The sequence below is a fragment of the Desulfuromusa ferrireducens genome (assembly GCF_055389805.1).
The window spans coordinates 3,434,940-3,457,861 of record NZ_AP042415.1; the positions used below are offsets into that span (position 1 = coordinate 3,434,940).

At 55.1% G+C, this 22,922-nt stretch carries 9 protein-coding genes; all 9 read right to left on the bottom strand.

Going from position 1 to position 22,922, the window contains the following annotated elements; genetic code table 11:
- Position 1: 1 nt before the first annotated feature.
- Positions 2–1,381 (bottom strand): PQQ-dependent sugar dehydrogenase, encoded by a 1,380-nt coding sequence (locus ACZ5PT_RS15460; RefSeq protein ID WP_464263922.1) that lies wholly within the window; start codon positions 1,379–1,381, stop codon positions 2–4.
- 95 nt (positions 1,382–1,476) lie between these two features.
- Positions 1,477–2,166, bottom strand: coding sequence for a 4'-phosphopantetheinyl transferase family protein (locus ACZ5PT_RS15465; RefSeq protein WP_464263923.1), 690 nt, complete (start codon positions 2,164–2,166; stop codon positions 1,477–1,479).
- A gap of 3 nt (positions 2,167–2,169) precedes the next feature.
- Positions 2,170–3,159: an NAD-dependent epimerase/dehydratase family protein gene (locus tag ACZ5PT_RS15470; protein ID WP_464263924.1), complete on the bottom strand. Its 990-nt coding sequence runs from the start codon at positions 3,157–3,159 to the stop codon at positions 2,170–2,172.
- Complete coding sequence (locus ACZ5PT_RS15475; protein ID WP_464263925.1) at positions 3,156–4,811, bottom strand: fatty acid CoA ligase family protein; 1,656 nt, start codon at positions 4,809–4,811, stop codon at positions 3,156–3,158. The genes ACZ5PT_RS15470 and ACZ5PT_RS15475 overlap by 4 nt, the downstream gene beginning before the upstream one ends.
- Positions 4,808–5,716, bottom strand: a complete 909-nt coding sequence (locus ACZ5PT_RS15480; protein ID WP_464263926.1) for an alpha/beta fold hydrolase — start codon at positions 5,714–5,716, stop codon at positions 4,808–4,810. The genes ACZ5PT_RS15475 and ACZ5PT_RS15480 overlap by 4 nt, the downstream gene beginning before the upstream one ends.
- A complete protein-coding gene (locus ACZ5PT_RS15485; protein ID WP_464263927.1) occupies positions 5,716–6,759 on the bottom strand; it encodes a 3-oxoacyl-ACP synthase III in 1,044 nt (347 codons plus the stop codon). Before ACZ5PT_RS15485 ends, ACZ5PT_RS15480 begins: the two co-directional genes overlap by 1 nt.
- A gap of 176 nt (positions 6,760–6,935) precedes the next feature.
- Entirely contained in the window at positions 6,936–13,868 is a 6,933-nt protein-coding gene (locus tag ACZ5PT_RS15490; protein WP_464263928.1) for a beta-ketoacyl synthase N-terminal-like domain-containing protein, read from the bottom strand.
- 2 nt (positions 13,869–13,870) lie between these two features.
- Entirely contained in the window at positions 13,871–20,659 is a 6,789-nt protein-coding gene (locus tag ACZ5PT_RS15495) for an SDR family NAD(P)-dependent oxidoreductase (protein ID WP_464263929.1), read from the bottom strand.
- The gene (locus tag ACZ5PT_RS15500; protein WP_464263930.1) at positions 20,656–22,281 is read right to left on the bottom strand and encodes a PfaD family polyunsaturated fatty acid/polyketide biosynthesis protein; all 1,626 of its coding nucleotides are present in this window, start codon (positions 22,279–22,281) and stop codon (positions 20,656–20,658) included. Before ACZ5PT_RS15500 ends, ACZ5PT_RS15495 begins: the two co-directional genes overlap by 4 nt.
- Positions 22,282–22,922: the final 641 nt, after the last annotated feature.

Below are 22,922 nucleotides of genomic sequence, written 5' to 3' on the forward strand. Positions count from 1 at the left end.
ATTACTCCTGCAGGTTCCAACTGATTCGATAAATAGCGTTGGCACGATCATCGCTTAAATAGAGGGCTCCATCCGGGCCGACAAGCGGCGCGACCGGTCGTCCCCAGGCCTTACCTTCGAGCAACCAACCGGAAAGAAACTCACGAGCGTCAGCGCTCGGCCCTGCCGAGCGAAATGGCACTCGAACCAACTTGTAGCCGGTCGGCGTACTACGGTTCCACGAGCCATGAAAGGCAACGTAGAGGCTGTCGCGAAATGCCACTGGTGCCTTCAATTGATCGCCAAAGGTGATGCCCAAAGGAGCCGAGTGGGCCGGCAGATCGACCGCCGAAGCCAGCGTCTGCTCACAACGGCTGCTACTGCCCAGATTCGGGTCAACCAGACGGTCACCAAAACAGTACGGCCAGCCGTAATCGCCACCTTTGACAATACGGTTGATCTCCTCCGGCGGCAAATCATCCCCCAACATGTCGCGGCCGTTGTCACTCCCCCACAGGGTTTGCCCATCGGCAGCAAAAGTCAGCCCAACCGTATTACGCAACCCCTTGGCGAAGATTGTCGACGCGCCGGTCAGCGGATCAACCCGCAGAACAGCAGCCCGACGCGGATCAGCTTCTTCACAGGCATTGCAACGCGAGCCAATCGAAAGGAAAAGAGAACCATCGGCAGCAAGGGTCAGACTCCGTGTCCAATGACCGCCATCGTCCGGCAAATCATCCAACAGGACCTTTATCTCATCGACCTGATTATCCCGGTCGTTATCAGTCAATTGTATCAACCGTCCGGTTTCAGCGACATAAAGCTGGTCGCCACGCCAAACCAACCCGTGCGGGCGATCCATACCAACATGGAAAAGGATCGGTTGCTCGGCAAAGCCGTCGCCGTTGGCGTCTGAGAGCTGATACACGGCACCTAAGTTTGGAATACTGGCATAGAGTCGGCCCTGCTCATCAAACGCAAGCATGCGCGGCGCTCCGGGCAAACGGGAGAAGAGTTGGACCCTGATATCGGCGAGGGAGAAGAGGGTTCGCTCTGGCGCAAAGGGACCGATGCGATCGGCAGCACGCACTTCAAGCAAAATCGGCTGACCTTGCCTGACCGGCGTTTCCATCCGCTGCATAAAACCGGTCAGAGATATTTTACGGCTCGGGTAGATTTGATTAACGGCAAAAATAGAGGCGACTACCGTTAAGACCAGAACGATAATCGTGCGTTTGATCTTCAGCAGCTTAAGAACAAGTCCGAAACCGACACCCAGCAGAGCGGCCGGAACCAGGTGATAGAGGTCACTCTGCTGAGGAATCGCACCGATCAAAAAAGCACTCATCCAGCCGGCCAACAAAAGAACACAGCCAAGAAGCAATAACAGTTGTCGTTTCACCAGCAGCACCCCCACAGGATTTAATCACACAATGATAACACAGTGATTCAACAGCGGCGACTCCGCTGAAATCACCGAGCACAAAACACACTCAACTAGGAATCAACAAGTTGCAGGCGAACTATTGAGGTTATTTCTACAGGGCAGACCAGGGTAGCAAGATAGCCGCTAGCAACCGGCAGAGTGCGGTTCTGCCAACCGGACGGAGAAAGCAACGCTTGCGCCGGCGCTGAAAAGCCACCACCGAGCGTCTTCAACTTGGCTTCTTTGCTCGTCCAGAGTCGGTAAAATTCTCTGCGTTGCCATTGTCGCCCCTGCCCTTTTAACTGGTTTAATTCCTCGGCAGTAAAGAATTGTGCAGCAAGCTTCAGGTAATCGAGCTGAGAATCTATTTTCTCAACATCGATACCGACATCGCCTGCCTGAGTTATAGCAAGCAACATCCAACGGCCAGAATGCGACAGATTGAAGAAAATCTCCTGGTCTAAAACATTCGACAGGGCAGGTTTGCCGTAACGTCCGTAACAAAACTCAACGACTGCTGGATCATTGTGCAGATAAGAAGCAAGAATCTGCCGCAAACGGCCACGGGTCAAGATTGATTGCTGTCTTTTGTCCGCGTCAATAAGTCGCGCTGCACGAGCAAGTTCGTCATGACTCAATAGATGCTTTAAGTCTTGTCTATGGCGGGAGGGATCAAGGGAAATGCGCCAGAGATGGACTTGTCCGGCAGAAAGAACGGGGGCGACAGAAGACTCTTGCCAACGGCTGATTGACAATGGCATCGGCTATCTCGTTTCCAGCCAGTCCTGCAACCGGCGCATCCCCTCGGCAATAGAGATGCTTGGATTATAACCGAAGTCCCGGCGCGCATTGCCGAGATCAAACCAGTGCGCCGTCGACAACTCGCGAGCAACAAAACGGGTCATTCGCGGTTCGCCCTTAAGAGAAAAAGAGCTGTAGATTTTTTCCAGCACAACGCCGACCGCATAAGCCAGCGCGGGAGAGATGGTTTTGCTCACCGGTGGCAGAGCGCCTGCGGCGAGAATCCGATTGATCACATCCCATAACGGAAGCGGCTCATCGTTGGAGAGAAAATAGGCCTTACCGGCAACCACCGAACCAATATCGAGTTTTTCACCAGCCTGAAGATGAGCCTCAGCGGCATTATCGATGTAAATGGTATCGACCAGACAGTCCCGCTTGCCTATCTTGCGCAACGCTCCTTTTGCACCCCGCTCTAAAATCCTCGGCACCAAGTGATTATCATCCGGTCCCCAGATCAAGTGCGGGCGCAGTGCCACCGTCGCCAACGACTGATCGTTGGCCGCCAGCACCAACTGCTCAGCCTGCGCCTTGGTTTGTGGGTAGAAGGAGTGAAAATGGTCTGGGTAGGGAGTCGATTCATCAACGCCCTCCATGTCAGTGCCATCAAAAACCACGCTTGGAGAGCTGGTATAAACCAGACGTCGGACGCCGGATTCACGGCAGGCCCGAATCACATTTTCAGTGCCAACCACATTGGCCTGATAGAACTCGTCAAACGGCCCCCAGACCCCGGCTTTGGCCGCGACATGATAAACGATATCACAGCCCGTCACCGCCGCTTTGACGGCTGTCAAATCAGCAAGTTCACCACGGCAGTGCTCAACCCCAAGAGCAGTCAACTCCGGATATTCGTTACGGGAATAAGAGCGAACCGCAGCCCCGTTTGCCAGCAACAAGCGGATAATAGCCTTACCGAGAAAACCGCCACCTCCGGTCACCAACGCTTTCATTTGATTTGCTCCTGCGCCCAGACCGCCAGTTTTTCACGGAAAATTTTGGCATTATGCCGAATATCAACCGGAAAAGAAGGATGCAGCAGGATATGTTGAATGCTCTTGGTCAGTTCATGCCCCTTGCCGATAGTGCGCAGTTCAGCGATAATCTGCAATTGTGCTGATTTCTCAACACCCTTTTCCAGCTCGATGCAGATCAGCGGTTGCAAGGCACCGCCAATGGTGACGCCCACCAAAGCCGAACGAAAAACTTTCGCATGGGTATTAAAAATCGCTTCACAGGGGATGGTAAACAGGGTCTGCGCGGCACAAATAACCCGATGTGCCTTACGGCCGCAGAACCAGATCCGCCCCTGCGCATCGCGATAACCGAGATCGCCCATGCGATGATAAAACCCGCCGCTTTGCGGATCGTCAATCTTGGCCAACCGCGTTGATTCTGCCCGGTTGAAATAACTGCCTGTCACCTGCGGCCCAGTAACGACGATTTCGCCAATTTCACCGTCAGCAACGCGTAGTTCATCCTGCCAACATTCAATCACAGCATCACTGATGCCGATAATTTCCAACTGAATACTCGGTACCGGTTTGCCAACACAGACCCCCCTGCCCAGATCGGTCGCCAATCGGGTCTCGGTGAGAATTTCCGCGCTACCGATCGAACAGACCGGCAACGACTCGGTGGCCCCATAGGGGGTGAAAACCTGCACCCCGGGGGTGAGCATTTCGCTAAAACGCTCCAACACCGCTGCGGGCACCGGAGCACCTGCGGAAATAGCCCGTTTCAGCGACGGCAACTGAATATTATTTTCCTGGCCGTACCGGCCTACGCGATTAATCAGCGCTGGTGAACCGAACATGGTGGTGATGTTGAAACGCTTGATCGGGTCGATAATCTTTTGCGGGTCAACCGATCCGGGACGGGTGAAATCCATTTCTGGAATCACCGAGCTCATGCCCAACGCGGGAGCAAACAGCGCAAACAGCGGAAAGGTCGGCAGATCGATCTCACCGGGCCGGATATTGTAGACCTGTTTTAACTGCTCGACCTGGGCAACAAAATTACCGTGGCTGTAAACCACCCCTTTGGGCACCCCGGTACTGCCGCTGGTAAAGAGAATCGCCGCCGTTTCCTCGGCAGCGGTGGCCGTCATTTCATAGGGGCGCTCGGCGGGAACATCAGCAATCAATTTCTCCAGTGTCGTGCCACCCCAGAAAAAGCGCTGACCGACAGTCAACCAGATTTTCAGTGTCCCCTTACCCCAGCCGAGCAACAAACGGGCGATCTGTGCCTTGGGGATCCCGATAAAGGCCTGCGGTTGCGCCTCGGCGAGACAGACCTTGAGGTTTTTTACCCCCATACCTGGATCAACCAACACCGGAACCGCACCGACCTTGAACAGCGCGAAGGTCAGGGCAAAAAAATCGAGGCCGGGCTGAACCATCAGCACCGTACGCACACCACGACCGATACCAATCGACTCCAGGCCGTGGGCGATGCGGTTGCTTTGTTGATCGAGCTGTTTAAAGCTGTATTGTAGGTATTGCTGATCTCGCCCAGTAGGAATATAAACTGCGGGAGTATCTGGTTGTCGGCGAGCCATCTCCGGCAGGTGCGCCGCGATGTTGGTCAACTCGCCGGAGGTCATGAGGCTTTCGCCAAGATCGGATGAGCAGAGAGAAACTTGCTGATGATCGGCAGCACCTCATCCTTGGCATCTTCGAGGATATAGTGGCCGCAATCGGCAAAGGAATGAACTTCTGCTGCCGGAAAATGTCGCTGCCACTCTTGAAGAAAGTGACGATCAAAAACAAAATCTTTCTCTCCCCAACAGATACAGATCGGCAGATGCCGGAAGCGATGCAGACCTTCTTGCACCTCCGAGATAATATCGTAACCAGAATCCTCGGGTTTCAGCGGAATGTCCTGCACAAAACGTAAGGTGGCGATACGGGTCTGCCAGCTGTCGTAGGGGCTGCAATAAGCCTTGCGCAACTCGGCCGACATCGGGTTACGCTTGCAACCGACCAACGCTGCACCACGGGCAAAGAGATTAAAACCCTGCACCAGAAAAGCACCGATTTGGGTGTCGCGGCAGATTTTCAAGGCCGGCGGGAACGGTTTACTCTGCGGCAGATGAAAGGCAGCGGTATTCAAAATGACCAGCCGGGCAATCCGCTCGGGATAACGCGAAGCGAAGGCCATCCCAATCATGCCGCCCCAATCGTGAACGACCAGGGTGATATTGGTTTTGACATCGAGCTGATCAAGCAGTGCTTCGAGATCATCGACCCGTTGTTTAAGCGTAAAGGAATAGAGCGAATCGGCCGGTTTGTCGGACAAGCCGCAGCCCATATGATCCGGAACAATAACCCGCTGATCGACGCTTAATTCCTTGACCAGATGGCGATAATAGAATGACCAGGAGGGATTGCCATGCAGCATCACCACCGGGTCGCCCTGCCCTTCATCAAGATAATGATAGTTGAGCGGCCCCATCTGCAGATAATGACTCTCGAAGGGATATTCTCTTTCCATCAATGTCGTCGCCATTACCACTGAATCCCCATCATCAAGCAGTTCAAGCCACTCCCGATGCCAAGAAAACCGACACAGTCACCAGGCAACAGAACATCGCGCTCTTTGGCGATCGCCGCAGTGATCGGCAAGGAAACGGTGCCCATATTGCCCAGAAATTCAAAGGTGGTGAAATCTTTTTCGGGAGAAATGCCGATGGTCTGCAAAATCAGTTTCTGATGCGCCTCGCCGACTTGGTGACAAATGACCTTGTCGATCTTGTCGGTGGTCAGATCCAATTCCTTGGAAAAAGCATCCCAGGTGCGCTTGCCCAGTTCAACGCCATGTTTCATAACGGCAACGGCATCGGTCTGCATATAGGGCGTATGGTTCTCCGGCGAATCGGATCTGATCCCCCAGCGGCAGAGTTCGTGATGCTGCGGTTCGGCGAGATTGACGCCACCAAGCAGCCGGGGCCGACGTGATGGAGTAAAAGATCCGTCAGTCAGCAGAACTGCGGCAGCACCGGAACCACCGGTCAAGGTCGCCAGCGAGGTGGTGAACAGCTCCATGGAGGGCTTATCCAACATCTGCTGGATCATGATCTCGTTGATCTCCCGGGAACTTTCGCAAGCAACAACCAACCCAGCACGAATCTGACCCAACTCGATACGATTAGCGATATCGAGCACTCCGTTCAAAACACCGAGACAGGCATTGGAGGTATCATAAATAGCGGCATTGCCTTTAACACCGAGAGCCGCTGCCACCTGACAGGCGGTGGCCGGTTCAAAATGCTCGCGACAGACACCGGCATAAACCACAGCGCCAATATCATCCGGTGAGATATTCCGTTCCTGCAACGATTTCTTCGCTGCCGCAATCGCCCCGTGGGAGATCCGCGTATTCGGTTTCCACCAGCGCCGTTCACGAATTCCGGTCAGCGCTTCAAGCTGTCCTGGAGCAATGTGCAGGGCGTCGTACATCGGTTGCAGCCGATTTTCCAGCTCGGTCGATGTCACCACAATCGGTGCCAACTCATAACCGACCGACTCTATAAATACTCGCGAATACTTCATTAACTCCACCGGTTTTAACTGTCACAAAAAAAGATTGCCAGTTACAGCAACCTAAAGAATCAATAATCGGATAAAGTTTGTACCATGGAAGGAACCGCAAATAGAAGGGAAAATGAAAATTCATCCCAGCAACGGTTCCGCCAGCCTAAATCACCGACTTACGCCAAATCATCTGATCAGGGGTGCAGGCGCAGGGTAAAATCATTCAATTGATAAATAATTTTACCATCAACCGCCAGGTAGCCGTTCGCCTTAAGTAGCCTCTGTTCATCATCGATGGCGGTAATAACCGCCTCAACCTGCACCAGATCATTGCTCGGCACAATCTGGCCGCGATAATTCCAGCTCTGCTTCTCGCCCAGGGCAATGGTTTCAAAACGTGTCTTCGCCGTAGCCCCCCAGCGCTTAACGGCAACCACCTTCAGCAGCTGCAGAAAGGATTCGAGCCCGAGCGAGCCGGGACAAACCGGGTCCTGATAGAAATGCGCCTTAAAGAACCATTCGTCAGGATCAACCTTCTTCGTCCCCCGAATATAACCGAGGCCCTGCGCGCCACCATCGGCAATCAGCAGTTCGATAGTATCGACCATGCGCAACTTGGCTTCCGGGAACGGCGCTTCTTGCGGGTAGGCGAACTGTTCGGCGCGGGACTGTTCAGCGGCGCTCGGCTGATAGAGCGAGGCACCGCGCACCCCAACCTGCTGCGCGAGCGACTCGGCGGAAAAGAAACCGAACACCGTGTCGCCACCATAGACCGGCCCGTGCTGGTCGCTGATCTCAAAGTCGTAGGCCTGAATGATCATGCCACCGCTGCTGGCGACGCGGGTGATTTTGACCTTGGTGGTCAAGGTTCCCGATTCCGGCGTGACCGGCCGATACTGCACGGCATTGCCGTCGAGATTACGGAAGGACAGGTCGACGGAGCTGGTCAACGCCGAACCGAGATAACCAGCCAGCCAGCCACAGGGCTGCAAGCCGGTTTCGAGCAGAACACTGAACGGCATTTCCGGCTGACGTCCGGCGGCAAAATACCAGGCGTCGCTCGGCACATCGTACTCCGCCTCAACCGTCGGCCCGGAAATCAGCTTCCAAGGTTCTCCATCGATGGCGACGATACGGTCCAGAAATTGGAACGGCGGTCCCGGCAAACGGGCAATCTTGCGCTCGAGATCGAAGACCTTATACGGCTCACCGAAGGCGTCGGACGGCTTACCGATAGCAAAAGCGGTAATCCGCTCAGTATCGTAAAGAACCTGCTTTGGGGCAGGCGCTTGAGTAACGCTCCCCTGCCCCAGCCAGAGCGCTTCAACCTTTTGCCGATCAAGACCGGACAAACGCACCGACATGTTCGGAATTTCGACAATCGCCTTGCCGTCGGCAAACATCAAGGCATCGACAATGGCGAAAGGTTCAGGGGCGTAGCCCAGCTCTTTGATACTGACCTGATAAGTGACCGTCCTGGTGGTCTCGGTAACCTGACCACGACACTTGAGCCCGCTGTCAACGCCGGGAATCGGCTCGCACCAGGTCTGCCCTTCTTCTCCAATCCAGCCCATACGCAGCAGATAAATACGCAGGGTATGCATACAGCACTCGTACATCAGGGTGCCGGGCATCACCTGGTCATCAACAAAATGGCAGGTCAAAAACCAGTCATCGGGGCTGATGTCCATTTCAGCGACAATCTGCCCAATACCGTAGCGTCCGCCGACAGGATCGAGCTTAACGACCCGATCGACCAGCTTCAGATGGCCACCCGGCAACGTGTACGGTTGCTCCAGCTTAAGGTTGGCAAAACGTGCGCCGAAACAGCTGGCGAGATCCCCGGCGTAGAGCGCGTTGACCTGCGCTTCATGGTAAGATTCAACCTGCAATGGCAGCAGTTCACGCCAATCGGCTGGAAGCTTGCCGGGTTGCGGCAACCGATCCAGCTTGGTGTGCACAATCCCCTTACCAGCAGCCAACTCATCTTCGGTGAAAAAGCCGGCACAACCGTTTTTCATCGATAAGAGCGGTTCGCCATTAACGCTCCCCTCAAAATTAAAGCGGAACAGGTAGGTCTGATCCTGACGGAAGAAATGCTCGATCTTGATATCGTAATGGATCGTGTCACCTACTACCGGCAAGCCACGATGAAAGGTCACCACCGCATCGAGCAGACGATAAACCGCCTTGCCCTTGCTGATAAAATCGATACCGAGATAACCGGACAAAAACAGATCAGCCTGACCGGCTTCAACCGCGACACAGGTCGGAATCCGGCCACCGTCCAGGTACCAACGGTCGGCGGTTACATCATGTTCCGTCACCACCCGACCACTGGTCATGGAACGCGGCTCACCCTCGACGCTGAGAATCCGATCAACCAGCATCAGCGGCTCATCAGGCAGCCGCACCCGGGTCGGATAGCTATCGATCTCGGCAAACTCAGGTCCGAGCATCTTGGCCATCGAGCCGACGGCGAACTCCATGCACATCTGTCGATCAAAGGCCACGGTTGGCTGTTTTGCTACCACCGTCAGCGGTGTCTGACGGGCAACAGAGGCTGTCGGCTGCGGCTCAGAAGTTTGGAAATTGGGGATTACTTCGCCATTGGCTGTCATCTGCTGTAAAAGCGACATCTGCAGAGCGATATTTTCCGTCAGCGTCTGCTCCATGGTTTCAGAAAAGCTCAAATAGGCGGCGTGGGTCCGGGCATTGACGGCCGCCGATGCGGCCAACTGTTGCAGCAGTGGATCTTGCAAGGCAGGCTGCGTTGTCCCTTTGGACTCTTCTTTTACAGTGACCTTCGGCGCTGTTGCTGCAGGCTCAAAAGCTGGCGCCTCGTCGACAAGTTTCTTCGCCGGCACAATTGGCGCGAACTCCTTCCCACCGATCTGGGTCTGGATTGCGGTTTTGTTTTGCGCCGCAGTTTCAGGTCTTTGAGAATATAAAGTCCTAAGGTCGACCGGCACCCGCTCCGCTAGTGATTGCGCCAGCAAGCGTAGAATTGTCGAGCTGGCATCCTGATTGGCGGTGCAGGTCGCACGTGCCAGGTGCGGTCGGTCGGCGAGAATGCTATTGATCATCCGACTGCAAGAATTGCCCGGTCCGGTTTCGATAAAGATGCGCACCCCATCGGCATACGCCTGCTCGATTAGTTTCGGATAATCGATCGTATCGAGTGCCTGCTCAAGAATGACATCAGCGCAGTTGTCACGACTCGGCTGATATTTCCCGCCCCGCGCGCAACTGTAAATATCGATTCCTTGCTGCGGATTGGTATCGAACAGGTGCAGGTCACGGTAAGCTTTTGAGACCGGTCTGGTCACCGGACAATGAACAGTAGTGACCCCTTTTAACGGGATAAAGTGACAACCAAGCTCCTGCACCAGCTTCTCGACCTGACGACGATCACCACCGATGACCGACTCGCGGTAGGTGTTGACGATCAACAGATAGGCTCGGTCTTTGGCCAAAAGCTTTTTCCTAACCTCTCGCGCTGGCGCATCGACAATCCCCAGCGTCCAGTCGACCTGCTGCTTCGCCGATAAACCCCAGAGTTCTTTCGCTGCCTTGCATGCCCCCGCGAGATCCTCAGTAAATAGACTGGAGGCCTTTAAACGACTCAGCATGCCATCGCGATCTCGCCATGCCGCGGAGGAAAACAGTCCCGCCGACTCTCCCAGACTGTAGCCGCTGATCACCTGCGGTTCGATGCCGAAGCTACGCACCAGATCGCTGATTGCAGTACACAAGGCTACGTGGGAGATAACCAGCGCATTATGGTCTTCATAAATGGCGTCACCTAGTTGCTGTTGCCAGAAATGTTGCGGCTGATATTGATCAGCCAAAAACTCACTCTTCTGGTCCTGACAGGCATAAACTGCCGGCCAAAGAGCTGACAGCTCGCGCCCCATACCAGCAAAATGATTGCCGGATCCGGGAAAAACAAATGCCACCTTGCCATCGAGCGCTAAGGGACGTGGACTATAAAACACTCGATCACGGATCGCCGCAGACAGAACCGGATCGCCGCTTCTACCAAGGGGCTGATCCGGATGATCAACCAATGCAGTCGTGGCATAGTCGAGCTGCTCGACCAACTGCTGCGGTGAATCAGCAACCATCGCCAGACAGAGCTTGCGCTGAGCTTCAAGCGGCTTGGAACAATGCCACAGCCGGGCAAGTTGATCGATCGGCAGCTCGGAGCTTTGCCGGACAAACCCTTGCAGCTCGGCAATTTGTTCCAATAGCGCTTGCGAAGTCTCTGCAGGCAGCGCAAATAGACCTTCGGCCAACAACCCGATCGGACGATCAACGCTTTGGGGTGTCGATCGCCCGGGGGAATCGACAAAAGATTCAAGGAGTGCGTGGGAACAGCTGCCATCAACAGATAACGAACTGACAAGCGCCTGCCGTGGCCCTTCAGCCCGGTTGCGCAACCAGTATTGCGGGCCACAAGGGAGCAAGAATTTACGTTTGCCGCGAATCCATTCATAGCGCAAGGCACTGACATTACGCAGCGGTGGCAACAGCTGTCGGTCGAGGCAAAGAGCAGTTTTTACCAACGCCGCCAAACCCGATGCGGCTCCGGCATGACCGATATCGGCCTTGACACTCCCGACGTAGCAGGGGGTTTCATTCTTCTGCGAACCGAAGAATGCGCCGAGCGCCTGGGCTTCGACGACATCCTCTTGCGGGACTCCCGAACCGGATGTTTCCAGGTAAGTCACCGTCTCCGGAGAAATGCCAGCATCCTGACAGGTGCGTTGCAATGCAACACTGTAGGCCTGTTGATCAGGCTGCGTGTCTGCGCAGTCGCCACCAACAGCAGTACCAACCCCTTTAAGAACAGCATAAATGCGGTCGCCATCCTGCTTGGCATCTTCGAGTGTCTTCAAGACCACTGCAGCGGCCCCTTCACCGATGATCGTCCCATCAGCATCCTTGCCAAATGGCCGGATCAATCCTTTGGCTGAAAAGGCGGTTGCTCCCTGCTGACCCAACACTGAGCGTAAATCACCAGCTAGATCGACCGCGCCGACAATCGCCCGGTTGATCGAACCCTCCTGCAAGGCGCGGATTCCGACCTCAAGAGCCCGCAAGCCGGAATTTTCTTCACTTGAAAGGGTAAAGCTGGGGCCACCGATACGAAACTCTTTGGCGATGCGACTGGCAACGATACTGCCGAGTGCTCCCATGGTCCGATTGGCGGTCAAGGCTGGGCCCGCCGCCTCACGTAAACTGGCGATCCACTCCTTCAACTCCTTATCACTGAGTTCCAGCCCAAGCTGCTCGGCCCAGAGTCGCGCCTGCTTCTGCATCCCCCAGCGGAAAGAAAAGTTGGTCGCATTCAGATCGAGTCCGGTACCGATAAAGACCCCGGTAAACAGCAGATCCTCGTTTTTAAGCCCGGCATCCTGGAGGGCCTGATCGGCGACATTGAGCATCAACAGCTGCCGGGGCAGCATCTCCGCGAGTTCGGTCGGTGGGATGCGGAACTTACCCGGCACCACGGACACCTGCGGTACAAAATGTCCCTTGAAGGTCGTTTTCCCCGCCATCGCTTGAGCGAACCACTGACTCTTATCAAGCCCCCACCAATTTTGCGGAGCGGTCACCGGCACGTCTTCCTGACTGCCGAGAACCCGCTGCTGGAATTTCTCCAGCGAATCCCAAGGGCCGAAATGGGTGCCCATGCCGACAATCGCCACCGGTTGGGTCTTTTGCTTGAAGGTCGGGTGAAAGGCCAAAGAACGCTTGGCCGGTTTTTTCGGTAGCCATTCTTCGATCAACAGGTGCGCATTGATACCACCGAAGCCGAAGGCACTGACGGCTGCGCGCCGGGCCCGATCGGCCTTACGCGGTTGCCAGGGGGTCGCGGCGTTGCGCACGCAAAAGGGACTGTTGCCCATATCGATGCCGGCTGCCGGAGTGTCATAATTGGCGGTCGGTGGCAGGGTTTGCTCTTTGAACGCCAACAGCGTTTTCATCAGGGCGGCCGAACCAGCGGCAGTCAACAGGTGACCGACATTCGACTTAACCGAACCGATGGTGCACTGCCCCCGCTGCCAGCCCTTCTCGCCCCAAAGGCTCTTCAAGCTGGCAAACTCAACGGCATCGCCAACCGGGGTTCCGGTGGCATGACATTCGATCAGGTCGATATCGCTCGGCGACCAACCGGCCTGCTGATAGGCAGAACGCATCGCCCGCAGTTGCCCTTCGGAAACCGGTGCCAGTAGACTGCCACCAAGATCGTTCGACAGGCCGATGCCACGAATAACCGCATAAATATGATCGCCGTCGCGCACTGCATCCTCAGTCCGCTTGAGCAAAAACATGCCGCAACCCTCACCGACGACCAGGCCATCACCCTGCTGATCAAAGGGAGAACAATTGCCGCTCGGCGACAACGCCCGCAATTGCGAAAAACCCATCTGCGTATAGAGGGAATCGGGCCGCGACAGGCCACCGCTGAGCATGGCATCAGCGCGGCCGGACAGCAGTTCGTCAGCAGCCAGCTTGATGGCATAGAGGGAGGAAGCGCAGGCGGCATCGAGGGTAAAGCAAGTCCCACCAAGGCCGAGGGCTTTGGCGAGGATACCGGCAGGCAAACCGGCGACGTAGCGATTCAGCGGCGCGACTTCAAGCGGTTGGTTGTTCTCCTGGGGGCCGAGCAGCTTTTCGGCAAAGGTACGGCCCAGATATTCACGGGCCAGTGCGGAGGATTTTTCACTCGGCAGGGCCAGATTGCCGATGATTATCCCGGTTTTGCTGCGGTCGAGTTGCTGCGTTACACCATCGCTAAAGGCCTGATTGCCGGCGCGTAACAACAGACGGAACATCGGATCAAGACTGGCGAGAAAATCGCCATCTATATCCAGTCCGGCGATCGAAGTGCGATCAGTCTCATCCTCGATAAAACAGGCTTTTTGCGAATAGATTTTATCCGCCGCGGCAATCTCCGGCGCAAAAACCTCATCAGGATCGAGCAGCCAGCGCCCCTCTGGCGGCAAACTGGCGGTATCGACATTGCCGATAATGTTTTGCCAAAAACGATCCAGGGTCGGTGACTTGGGAAAAATGCCACCGACCCCGACAATAGCAACTGATTGTCCGTGCTTCATTCTCAAGCGACTCCCTGCAGCTTGTTGCGCTGGAAGCTCTGATTCAAAGAGGCATCGATGACACATTCATAATCATCGATGCGCGCAACCAAAGAGCCGCTGAGCGGATCGAGGAAATCGATCTCCGCTGTCGCCCTGCTGGCATTTTGTTTAGTCACTCGCACGCGGATTTCCGCCCCGGTCTCGGGGAAGTGCTCCCGATACTGGCGATAACGACCGGTAAACACCGGCAAAGATCCGGCCTGATATTGCTCAAAGCTCCAGAGGATCATCATCTGGAAGCTACTGTCGAGAACCAACGGATCAGCCAACCAGGAATTGCGCAGCGGTTGCTTGACCCACTGGTCGGGCAACGGCGCCGGCGAGACCAGTGAACTGATCCCTTCAGCAGCGCAGCCGAGAATTTCGCGAATGCCCTGGAAATCGGCGCCGTGAAAGAGGCGATCAGGCTGGTAAATTTGCGTTATCGGCCTAGCGTAGGCGGCCAGTTCAAGCTTCTCTGCCGCCGGCTTGGCTTCCGGAAGACGACCGGCAAGGACGATCTTCGCCCGTGCGTGCACAAACTCCTGGCCATCGGCGGCTGTCCCCGACAGTTCCACCGGCACCACATGGACACCAGCACTCTTGATCGATTTCCCGGTCATCAGTTGCAGATTGTGCGTCTGCCCCTGCTCAAGGGTCACCCCTTTGAGAATCCGCAAGTCGTTGAAACCGTGGAAACGCAAGCCGGGGTTATTATGGATAGCACCGTGCGCCATCCATTCAACGATCACTGCCATCGGCAGAACCGCTTTTTGGTCGATGACATGAGATTTGAGGAACGGATACTGATCGATGGAGATATCCAGATCAAACGCTTTGGAAACGTAAATATTCTGATGCGCGTGAACCTCTTCCTCAAGTGCGACTTCGGCCTCACCACCAAGAATAACCAGCTCGACCGGACCTCCTGGCGGTGTGGAAATTTCTTTGATCAAGTAATCGGACCCGGCCTGCAGGTCGATAACCTCAATACCCTCCTGGGCGAAGACTTGCTTCAGGGCTGGTGTCACCATACCACCATCCCATGGCCCCCAGTTGAGGGACAAGACCCGACAGTTAGGCCGCAACGTTGCTTGCTGCTGAGCGGTTTTGTTCAAGACCTCATTGGCGACTGCGTAATCAACCTGTCCAGTGCGGCCAAAACGACCAGTCGAAGAGGAGAACATCACCATGAAGGACAGGTCATCATCGCTAACGGCAGATAACAAAGCATTCAAGCCAGTGATTTTGGTTGAATAAACGCTGTTAAACTGCTCCAGAGTTTTGTCTTTAATCAAGCGATCAGCAAGCACGCCGGCTCCGTGGATCAGACCTTTGACCGGTCCGTGCTCTTGGCGAGCCGCAGCAATCACCTGCGCGACGCTCTCGGCATCACGCAGATCGACGGAACGATAGATTGCCCGCCCCCCAGCCGCCTCAATTCTACGGATACTGGTGAGAATTTCGCGGTTACTGCTGACCTGCTGATAGCGCTCAGCGACATCACGTGGTTTTAACGGGCTCTCGGCATTGACCATCAGCGCTTTTTTAATTTCCGCCTCCGTCGTTAAGCCGACCAGCCAATCCGGTTCCGCATCTGTTAATGGACTGCGTCCGAGCAGCAATAAAGTTGCCTGACTGGCCGCGGCTAGACTCACAGCAACTTCTGCCGTGACACCGCGCGCTCCGCCACTGATGACCACTAAATCACCCTGGGCAACCGGCAGTTGCAGATCCGTTTCCGGCAGCGCAACCTCGGACAGCTTAAGGGCATGTAACCCCTGCCCCGAGATGCCGACCTCTTCTGGTCCGACAGTCAAAGCCTCGCTGACGATCATTTCCGCAGCTTTGGAAATGTCTTGCATGTCGACAGCTAGATCAAGGGCCTTACACTGCACCCGTGGCCATTCATGCCCGGCAGTCTTCACCAACCCGGCAAGACCGCCCGCGAGCGGATTAAATGAGCCATCAGCAGCCAACAGGCCAAAACTGCCGTTGAGCCGGGCGACCGTGACACACAGGGCCGCAGCTTTTTCTGCATTGGCAGTTAAGGCGCTTTCAGCTTTTTGCATCAGACTAAAGACGTTTTCCAGGAAGCGATCGTCAACACCTGACCGCGGCGCTAAAACGATTAATCCCGACAGGTTGCCAGGCACAACCAAAGAATCTACTTTAACTATCGACACCTTGATTGGTTGCAGTTTTTTTGAACTCAACTGCTGACAAACAGCATCAGTTAAATCGCTGCCATCATCTGTGACCCAGATCTCTGCGCTGTCTGCAAGTTTCAGTTTTTTGCGATCAGCATTGGCCTGCAGTGGCACGACCTTAAGCACCTGACGACTGATACCTGCCGCAGCCTTACCACTTTCGGCGTAAACCGTCGTACTTGCCGAATCAGCTGTTCCGCTGACGCTGGCAAGGAAATCGACAATCTGCCCGACGGTCTGCAAGGTGCCCAAATGTTCCGGTTTAATCGCCGGTGCGCCAGGCAGCTGCTCCTGCAGCGCGGAAAGGATTTCAACCCGCTTAATCGAATCGATACCAAGATCGGTATCGAGGGCCATCTCCAATTCCAACATTTCGACCGGGTAACCGGTTTTGTCGGCGATCACCTTAAGCAGAGTGGCAGCAACGGTCGCACTATCAATCTGCCCCATTTGTGGTGTTGAGGGTGCCGATGTCGCATCTTTCTGCTGACCATTGGCCGCTAAATAATCGACAATCTGACCGAGGGTCTGCAGCACGCCGAGATCCTCCGGCTTGACCGCGGGCGCCTCAGGCAGACGTTCCTGCAAAGCAGAGAGAATTTCCACCCGTTTGATCGAATCGATACCGAGATCGGTATCGAGGGCCATCTCCATTTCCAACATCTCTACCGGATAACCAGTCTTTTCGGCAATCACTGCCAGCAGCGTTGCTGCCACCTCATCACTGTTTATGGAAGAGGCCTGCGCCTTTGTTGAGGCTGTCGGCATGCTGGCGCTTAAATGTTCGACGATCTGGCCAAGGGTCTGCAGCACGCCAAGGTCTTCCGGTTTGACCGCCGGGGCTTCTGGCAACTGCTCCTGCAAGGCGGAGAGTATCTCCACCCGTTTGATCGAATCGATACCGAGATCGGTATCCAGCGCCATCCCCATTTCCAGCATCTCAACCGGATAACCGGTTTTCTCGGCAATCACACTCAACAAGACAGTAGACACTTTGCCTGAATCAACCGTAGTTCCGACCGGTGCCGAGCCGACCGCAGCTGGCACTGCGGTCGCATGCGGCATTCCCGCGTTGAGATGGGCGACAATCTGACCGAGAGTCTGCAAGGTACCGAGATCTTCCGGTTTAACAGCCGGAGCCTGTGGAAGCTGTTCCTGTAACGCAGAGAGTATTTCGACCCGCTTGATCGAATCAATCCCGAGATCGGAATCGAGACTCATCTCCATTTCCAACATCTCAACCGGGTAACCGGTTTTTTCCGCAATCACGCCGAGCAGAACCGCAGCCACCTTGCCGCTATCAACGGCAGCAGGTGCAACGGGTGCCGGCGGGATAACCGGCGCAGCAGCGATCGGTGCAACGGGTTGCGCCTGAACTGGACGTTGCATAGCTGCTACTGGTTGCGCGGTGAGCGGCACCCCTTGAATCAGGCTGCGCTGCTGTTCGACCAGGTTGAGGAATGAGCGGGTTGCCGACTCCTGGCCCTCGAGAAATTGCTGATGGAGACGTGAAGTCTGCTCTTGCAGCGACTGTAACGCCTGCATGCTCTGCTGCGTCATCTGCAAGGCTTGCTGCAGAGCCGACGGGTCAACTGTTCCAGTCGCAACCGCTGCCGAAACGGGCACGGCATGATTAACTGCCGGCGGTACAGGCGCCGCCGCAACCGGGGCAGACATAACTTCTACCGGAGACACCGGTGGTCGCTTGGCTGGTGGCTTAAAATGATTCGCGCCGCACAACGGCACCATCAGACCTTTTTTAGCCGCTGGCTTCTGCCGCTCAGTTGGGGCAAAACCGTCATCCCAGAGGGGAAGATTGATGCTGTAACCAAGACTGGTCAATTGGGCCAAAACCCGAGCCAGATCAACAATTCCTGAGCGCTTACCGTTGGAGGAATCGACCGCAACCGCTTGATGCTCACGCTCACCGAGAATCGCCTTGACCATGCCGGTCAAACGCGCACCGGGACCGACCTCAACAAAGGTGCGGATGCCAGCCTTGTACATATTCTCTATTTCAGAGATAAAGTCGACCGGCTTGGCCAACTGCCCGGCAAGCAGTTGCTTGGCCTTGGCAGCGGTCGCCGGATAAATCTTACCGGTGCTGTTGGCATAAACACTGGCCCTCGCCTTGCCAAAACTGACCTGTTGCAAACGCTCGGCAAAGGGACCACTGGCAGCAGCCACCAGTTCGCTATGGAAGGCAGCAGCCACCGCCAGTTTTTTAAACCGCAGACCCTGATGTTCAAGCAGTTCGGCGGCCTTGTCAATTTCCGCGCTGGCACCGGAAAGCACCCCCTGTTCGGGAGTATTGCGGTTGGCCAGGACCAACTTCAACTTGTGCTCAGCAAGGAATTGTTCGACCCGGGTAATCGGTGCCGAAACAGCCAACATCGAACCGCGATCGCCCTCCCCTGTAGCCATCAACTCACCACGCAAGCGGGACAACCGATGCAAGGAATCCTGATCGAGCACACCACCAGCACAGAGCGCCGTCAATTCACCGTAGCTGTGCCCTGCATAGGCTTCGGCAGTGACACCGAAATGAGCCAGAACCGACTTGGCTGCCAGGCTGACTGCGCCCAGTGCCGGCTGCGCGTTTTCGGTGGATTGCAGTGCAGCATCATGCTGCGCTGCGGTTGCCGTATCGAAGCTCGGTCGGGGATACACTTTATCGACCAGACGCCCCTGCTGCCCGGCAGTACAATCGACATAGGTCCGATCAGCCACGCCGAGGGCATCCAAGGCGGAGGGGAACTGCAGCAGTAAATCCTTGAGCATGCCGGTGTACTGCGCCCCTTGACCAGGGAACAGCATCGCCAGATTGCCGGAAGCATCGACCGCTGAAAAGTAGCTGCCATCAGGAGTACTCCAGATCGCTTCGTCGGTCTTATTCTCAAGCATCGTCAGCGCAGTTTTGATTTGTGCGCCGCGATTGGTCTTTTCCTTATCGATCACCAGGGTCAGTCGTACCGGCAAACTGGCATCAAACTGTGCACGACTGTCGGCTGCCGCCAGGCGCAGTTCATTCCAGGTCCCCTCAGCGGGGAAACCCTGCACAGCCGTTGTCAGACTGTGCCGATCGGCGGCACTGAAGGCTGCAATCTGCACGTCTCCGGCCCAATCAACAACCGGTTTCTGGGCCTGATATTCCTCCAGCAAACAATGAAAATTACTGCCGCCAAAGCCAAGGGCGCTGACACCGGCCCGCCGTGGATGATCAGCCCGTGGAATCCAGGGGCGAAGTTCAGTATTGACGTAAAAAGGGCTATTTTCTGCAGAAAGAGCTTCCTGGGGGTTCTTCACCTTAATGGTCGGCGGCAGGACTTTGTGATAGAGGGACAAGGCCGCCTTGATGATACCAGCAGAACCGGCTGCCGCCTTGGTGTGACCGATTTGCGATTTGATCGAGCCGATGGCGCACCAGGGGGTGGTTGCCGCACCAAACACTTCGCGCAGAGCGGTCACCTCGACGGCATCGCCAACCTTGGTACCGGTACCGTGGGCTTCGATCAGCTCAATGGTATCCGGAGAGACACCACCCTGCTCGTAGGCACGCTGCAGTGCCTTTTGCTGACCGGCAGCATTCGGCTCGTAGATCGCCGAACCACGGCCATCACTCGATGAGCCGACCCCTTTTATGACCGCATAAATCCGGTCACCGTCACGTTCGGCGTCGGCCAACCGCTTGAGAACCACAATCCCCAGACCTTCGCCGAGGGTCGTACCATCAGCATCAGCATCGAATGGCCGCGCGTGACCTGAAGGAGATAGTGCCGGGGTCTTGCTGAAGCAGGTGTACATGAAGATATCGTTGAAGGTATCGATCCCGCCGGTGATAACCATATCGGATTTACCGGCCGCCAGTTCCAGGGCCGCCAAGTTGATAGCGCTCAAGGAGCTGCCGCAAGCAGCATCAACGACACAGTTGGTACCGCCGAAATCAAAATGCTTGCTGATCCGGCCGGCAACCACATTGCCGAGCAGTCCCGGAAAGGAATTCTCCTGCCAGGGAACGTAGGTATCGGCAATCCGCGCCATGGCATCTTCGGCAATAGCATCGGCGACGCCAGCATCTTTCAATGCCTCGCGCCAGCGCGGATGACCGAGCCGTGCGCCCAGCGGGATAACCAGTTCCAAGGTACCGGTAACACCGATAATCACGCTGACCTTGTCGCGGTCAAATTCTTTATCAGCAGGATAACCGGCATCTTGCAGGGCCTGCTCAACGACCACGAGACCAAGCAACTGCGAGGTGTCGATCGCCTCCATCGCATTCGGCAGAATTCCATATTCCATCGGGTTGAAATCGACCGGCGAAAGGAAGCCGCCATGCTTGGCGTAAACCTGATCGGGCGCCTTGGCATCGGCATTGAAATAATCATCCGACCGCCAATGGGTTTCTGGCACCTCAGTGATGGTATCAACGCCGGACTTGATATTGCTCCAAAAGGTCCCGACATTATCGGCCTGGGGAAAAAGGCTGCCGATACCGACAATCGCAAGTGGGGTCGTATTTAGAGCTGGCTGGCTGATCTGTTCTCCGCTGTTCTTCTTCAACTGAGAAACTCCTTGATTCGGTCGATTTCCAATGGAGCGACAAAAGAAGTTTCTTCAATTGCCCCCCCCTGTTGTTTTAATTGATTGGCCCGCAGCATAACAGCAGCACCGAAAAGAATATTATATGCGACGTCAACCACCCGCCGCTTTTCAGGAGATTCCATGTAGGAGCCTCTCACCCACTCATTGAACGCACCCATGGCCGGTCCGCACCAGATCTGATAATCAATTTTGCGCGTTGCATCACCCTGATTAGCCCACACCGGCGACTGACCAAGATACCAACGAAAAACCAATGCCATTTTATATTTCGAATCGGCTTCTGCTTTTTCCACCTGGCGCGGGTCACGCAGCGCAAAGTAGCTGCGCGTCTGCTCCCAGATGGTCGTCAGAGGCGCCCGGAAGAAGGTTTTTTCCAGTTTTTCACGCTCATCAGTCGGGATTTCCTCCATGCTGTTACAAGCGCGATAAAGCTCGTAAAGTTTAGCTGCGCGGATCGAAAACATGGTACCGCGCTTGACAACCTGAACCTTAACGCCCATCTCGAACATATCGCCAGACGGGGCCATGGTGATATCAGCTTGGCGGGTTTCAGCCAACATCTGGCGAACGACATCACAGGTCCCGGATTCAACACAGGCCTGATTGATGGTTCCTGTGACCAGATAAGCAGCCCCCATAGACAAGGCAGCGACCGCTGAGGCCGGCGTGGCAATTCCGCCGCCCAAGCCAATCCGGATTTGTTGCTGAAACTTATATTGCTGCTGAAAGGTTTCTTTCTGCGCAAGAATAGTCGGAAAGAGCGATAGGGCTGGACGATTATCTGTATGCCCACCGGAATCGGCCTCAACGGTCAGGTCCTGCGCCATCGGGATCTGCCGGGCCAACTCTGCCTGCTCCTGGGACAGATCACCTGCTTCAACCAGTTGCTGGAGAAATTTATCGCTCGGTGGCGCTAAAAAACGGGCAGCGACTTCTTCCCGGGAGATTTTCGCGATCACCCGATTTGGCGTGATGATTTGCCCTGCAGAATCACGATAGATACCGTGCGTCCGATAACGCACAATCGGTAAGGTTAAAGCCAAAAAGGCTGAGGCTTCAACCAGCCGAACTTGTTTGTGCAGATATAGATCAATTAAAGATTTTTCCAGCTCTGGCTCATTCGGACTGTGAATAAGATTAACGCCAAAGGGAAAATCGACCCCCTCGGCCTGTAATTGATCAATCGCGTCCTCAACCTGCTCGAGAGCCAGCCCCGCCGCACCGAAAAAACCGAGCATGCCAGCCCTGCCAAAAGCTTTGACCATGGCAACGGAACTGATTCCCTTGGCCATAGAACCGCCAACGTAGGGGAAGCGGATACCGTGATCAGAGCAGAAAGATCGGTCACCGAGTGATTCCAGGGCATAAGCAGCAACCAGCCCCTTGGTCGTGGCACGGGTTGCTGCATCCAACTGATCAGCAGGCAGAATAACGGTCTTACCTTGCTGTTCAACTATATGCAGCGCCGCGTCAACCTTTCTCAAAGAATCAAGACGGCAACGGACCGGTTCGGTAATGGTTTGCGGTGAGCCAGAAAAACCCTTTGAATTGCTGGTTTTATTCAGGTTGATAATGTTCAAAAAAATCTCCTCATGCCTACCCAGAACGCTTCAACAGTATCTATTAGCAAAACAGCAATAATGTCATTATGCAGACCAAGAAATCAAGGATTTTAAGCAGCTTCTGCACGGTAATTGCGATCAATCTGCAACAAGTAATTTTTGAGGCTGCCATCTACCAGCGGAAAAATCATTCTGCATATCGTTTTGCAGATATGGGCCTTTAACAACAAGTATTTTCACCGTAGCGGCCCACTTGAGACTGACCTGAGATGGCCTAGATTAGGCTCTCCCCACAAATAAAGGTCGTCAAAGAATCGTTCTTCTTGATTACTAACCGACAGAATCGTGAAAATTGCTGTGAACCGCCCATCATCCAGCCCAGTACCGGAGAGCCTTGGATGGGGAATTTTATACACCACTAACTCAGCAGGCTCGAATTTCAATTCCAGCCTGCTGCAAAACCACTCTCTATACTTGGGATCACGAAGGGAAACATCACCCTACAGTTACGGTAGAACTATGAAATTTATTCTACATTCTCCTTTTTGACTTTCTGGCCTATTCGGCTAAATTTAATGGGAGCAACAAATCGAACCTGTTCCTAAGAAACGACAAGGAGATTCTCATCGATGCGAGCACTTAAAAGTTACCCCAACTCG